The sequence below is a fragment of the Candidatus Neomarinimicrobiota bacterium genome, from assembly GCA_022567655.1.
Classification (GTDB): Bacteria; Fidelibacterota; SORT01; order SORT01; family SORT01; genus JADFGO01.
This window is the reverse complement of record JADFGO010000138.1, coordinates 1-3,550: the sequence shown is the minus strand read 5'-3', so window position 1 is coordinate 3,550 and position 3,550 is coordinate 1. Positions and strand designations below refer to the sequence as shown.

Sequence of the window (3,550 nt, the reverse complement as noted above, 5' to 3'; positions counted from 1 at the left end):
ATACACAGTCTACTTCATAACCGTTGTCGAGCAGTCTCTTTGCCAATCCTCCCGCTCCGGCGCCGACGTCAAGGACAGTTTTGGTGTTTTCCGGGATGTTTGATATTATGATTTCGGAATGGTGCTGCTGGGCTCTGGCGAAATTGGAAAATTCAATTTCAAGTCCATCATGCCAATATCCATAGTGCAGATCTTCACTATTCTGGAAAAATCTGCCGAGCAGAAGTCCTATCTCAAGACCTGTCTCCCTTGAACCTACACGCTTATTTTGCCCCAAATCCTGCTCGGCTAAAGATTTTTATCGGTGGCGCTGCTGAGAACCTTTTCGGGAGCGCCGCTCAGCATAGAGATCAGCGTCCGCCGCGCCTCGGTCGCCTCAGTTACCGGATGAGGAAATTCAAGAACTACCCTTTCATATCCGTTCCCATTGATCGTTTGAAGCGTAAAACTTGATTCGCAAATGTTTGTCATCTGAACTTTTATGTTTTTCACGCTTAAATCGGTGTACGCCTCGATATAGGTCAGCATAGCTTTCTCGTGGTCTCTGTTCATGTGCTGTATTATCTCCCACCCTATATACGCCAGTGGATCGGGTTGTACGTCAGAATATTTAAGCCCATCAATCCATCCGATTTCTCCAAACCCGCCTATCCACCTGACCGACGTCGGTACACACCTCATGTAAAGGAATCCATGTTGTCTCTCCCTTTCGGCGGCTTCAGGAAATCTACTCTTGTATGACCATGCAATTTCTTCCAATTCATCGTCGGGTACTCTGGTGAAGTCCGCTAATAGTGCCGCCCGGGCGAAAGCCTGCGGGTCGTGCATACCGAACTGGTCACTTACCAATACGCTCGCTTTATTATCGGCGCTTAAGTTTTTATAGTGTTCCGAGATATCGGCAATCAGTATGATCAACCTGCCCTGGTTGTCTACGTCATATGGAACTATTGAACCGAGAGGATATCCCGGTCTCGAAACAGATGAGGTTGAAAGGATTCCGTTCCTGTTAAAAGTGATAAAGTCTCTTGCTGCCTTTGCGTAATTGTTCTCATCCGGCATAATTTAATCCTTTCTGACTTTGGAATATTCCTATATTGAAAGTTATTCCGAACGAAATGGTTTTGCAACCTAATTAATACCTCAAGGAGCCGGCAGATGCCATCGCGGATGTGGCACAAAACCGGCTCCTTCTGGAGGGAGGATTTACACTTGCTTAAATCATGGTAGAGTTATTGCCGGTGTTCCGGAAACTCCCTGTTGAGTTATTGTTGCCACTATGACAACTCCTTCGTTAGAACCGGTCGCAGTCAATGTAAACTGGGCCGATGTGATAGATGACATAACAAAATTTCCGTTTGCATTCGATGAATCTGCGCCGAACCTGGTAATATCCGACACACCCACAAAAGTTCTCGCGCCTCCGCCGAGAACAGCCGGTCTACGCCAGAATGATACAGCTGAAGAAGCCACACTATTGACGTCCTGTAAGAGTGCATCGCGTTCTGCGTTCACGGCGCCTGTGGTAAACATGTTTATTCCGACAATCACAGCTACTCCAACTATGATTGTCCCCAGGACTATTAGTAGTAATTGCTGCTGTCCCATAGTATTCTCCTGCTCTTATTCTGCTCGTGTCTACATTCATTTGATAATAATAGTGGCAAGTGTTGTGCCACAATGCTTTCCGGCATGATTTGATGTGATGTGCATCAAGAATGAGAAAAAGTGAATATCCCTAATATGCTAATTATAATATATTTAGGAGATCGGACATTTTATAGGTTATTTAGACCACATTTAATATAAAAAGCGAACCGACTAACCACTGGTGGTTTATTCCACCTATTAGGGTGATATACACCTGTCAAATGACCGTTCGTTTATTTTCAGTTTCACAGATAAATGATATGATTCGCGCTTTTTACTTATACTCAACCCGGGTAATAAGTTTGAAATCATCATTGCATAATTATCGGACATTCCATAAATTGTGGTGCCAGAAAGGGAGATTATGATAGGTATGATAAGCAGTCTCATAAAGCGCTCATGAACGACCAATCCCATAACAAGGAAAATCTTACCGGGAAACATCTATCTGCCTCTGAGATCGCCGATGAGATTCAGCTCGGATATTACCGCTGTTCACGGAACGGAAAAACGATCGAAGTGAACGATTTACTCACAAATATATTCGAATTTAAAACTCATAAAGAGCTTATAAATTCCGGTATCCCTGAAAAGCTCAACAAAAACTTATTGGAAAAACGAAAGTCTGCCGGTGAAAGCTCCAAATCCATAATAGACACTTTGAGTATGAAAACGAAAGTGGCTCGTGAAATATGGTTGGAAGTAAGATCCCGCGTAGTCGTCGACGATCACGGTCGTCCTGTATTCAACGAAGGCTTTGTACGGGAAATTAGTTCGGAAAGATCGGCACACGAACAATATGAGAACAAGATCAGGTCTTTGGAAACGATGAACGGGGAATTACAAAAAGGACTACAACGAGGTATTGAGTTCAGCGCACAGCTCCTTAAAGAAGGGACTTTCTCTGCAGCCGAAAAGCATTCAGAAACCTACCTGACCTTAAATAAAAAGATCCTGATAATAGATGACGATGATGACATTACAACACTGTTTTCCGAGTTCTTCTCGGAAAAAGGTTTAATAGTTCAAACGGCAAATAACGGACGCGATGCATTTCGAATTTACCACAACTTTCAACCCGATGTGGTACTCTCCGATATTATGATGCCCGGTATGGACGGACTTACTCTGCAGGAAAAGATTCGGGATTTAAACAACGAACAACCGATCGTTCTGGTGACCGGTGAGAAATCGAAAGAAGCCGCAAAGGACTTACTGAATGAAATGGGTATCCCATTGCTCTTTAAACCGGTGAACATCAGGACAGACCTATGGAACACAGTGAAGGGCGTATTAGAAAAACAATCTCAATCATAGACACTCCCTATTTCAAAAGCATAGGTAATCTTACGAATTCGATTATCCCGTTCAGGCTGTCAGGAAATGGTATTCTGATTACTCAGTTTCATCCATAAGATTTTGATATCTTAAAGATTCTCTTTGGTTACCCAGATTTCTTTGGGTTAGGGTCAATAAGGTAAGCAGCGCACGTGAATTCGGACGTGACTCGAATACTTCCTCAAAATATACAAGGGCGCTTTTGTATTTCTTTATGTTATAATACGCGGTGCCGAGCTGCGTCATAACCTCAAGTTTGTTCTCGCCTTCACTTTTCACAAGAGCTTTTTCGAAATAAATTATCGATTCGCCGTATTCAGCGGAATCGGATAATATTTTTCCCATTATGAAATTCGCGAAACCGTCGTCCGGTTTAATTTCTAGTTGCCTCCTAATTGAATATGATGCCTTATTGAGCTGACCGTCGAGTCTGTAAGCCTCGCCTAAAACCGTTAAATGATTTTCTACTTCGCGACCCTTACCTATGATTCCTTCGAGAGATTCAATAGCCTGGTCATGAAGACCGGCACGTAAAAGTATCTCCCCAAACCTGAATCGATAA

General features: G+C 43.2%; 5 protein-coding genes. 1 reads left to right on the top strand and 4 read right to left on the bottom strand.

The window, feature by feature from the left end; all coding sequences use genetic code 11:
• The 3 genes from IID12_10100 to IID12_10090 form a co-directional block, all read right to left on the bottom strand.
• Positions 1–277, bottom strand: a 277-nt coding sequence (locus IID12_10100) for a hypothetical protein (protein MCH8289436.1), incomplete at its 3' end; no start/stop codon positions are given.
• A gap of 11 nt (positions 278–288) precedes the next feature.
• On the bottom strand, positions 289–1,062 hold the full coding sequence (locus tag IID12_10095; GenBank protein MCH8289435.1) for a DUF2470 domain-containing protein: 774 nt from the start codon (positions 1,060–1,062) through the stop codon (positions 289–291).
• A 159-nt stretch (positions 1,063–1,221) separates the two neighbouring features.
• The gene (locus tag IID12_10090; GenBank protein ID MCH8289434.1) at positions 1,222–1,608 is read right to left on the bottom strand and encodes a hypothetical protein; all 387 of its coding nucleotides are present in this window, start codon (positions 1,606–1,608) and stop codon (positions 1,222–1,224) included.
• Positions 1,609–2,478: 870 nt separating this feature from the next.
• On the opposite strand from IID12_10090, the gene IID12_10085 reads away from it, so the two are divergent.
• Complete coding sequence (locus IID12_10085; protein MCH8289433.1) at positions 2,479–2,967, top strand: response regulator; 489 nt, start codon at positions 2,479–2,481, stop codon at positions 2,965–2,967.
• Between the two features lie 78 nt (positions 2,968–3,045).
• Here the strand turns inward: IID12_10085 and IID12_10080 are convergent.
• Positions 3,046–3,550 (bottom strand): hypothetical protein (locus IID12_10080; GenBank protein MCH8289432.1); only part of this gene is annotated, 505 nt, incomplete at its 5' end.

Excerpts from the sequence above, each read along its gene's own strand:
- IID12_10085 (MCH8289433.1), top strand. The coding sequence starts at position 2,479 with ATGAACGGGGAATTACAAAAAGGACTACAACGAGGTATTGAGTTCAGC.
- IID12_10090 (MCH8289434.1), bottom strand. The coding sequence starts at position 1,608 with ATGGGACAGCAGCAATTACTACTAATAGTCCTGGGGACAATCATAGTT.
- IID12_10095 (MCH8289435.1), bottom strand. The coding sequence starts at position 1,062 with ATGCCGGATGAGAACAATTACGCAAAGGCAGCAAGAGACTTTATCACT.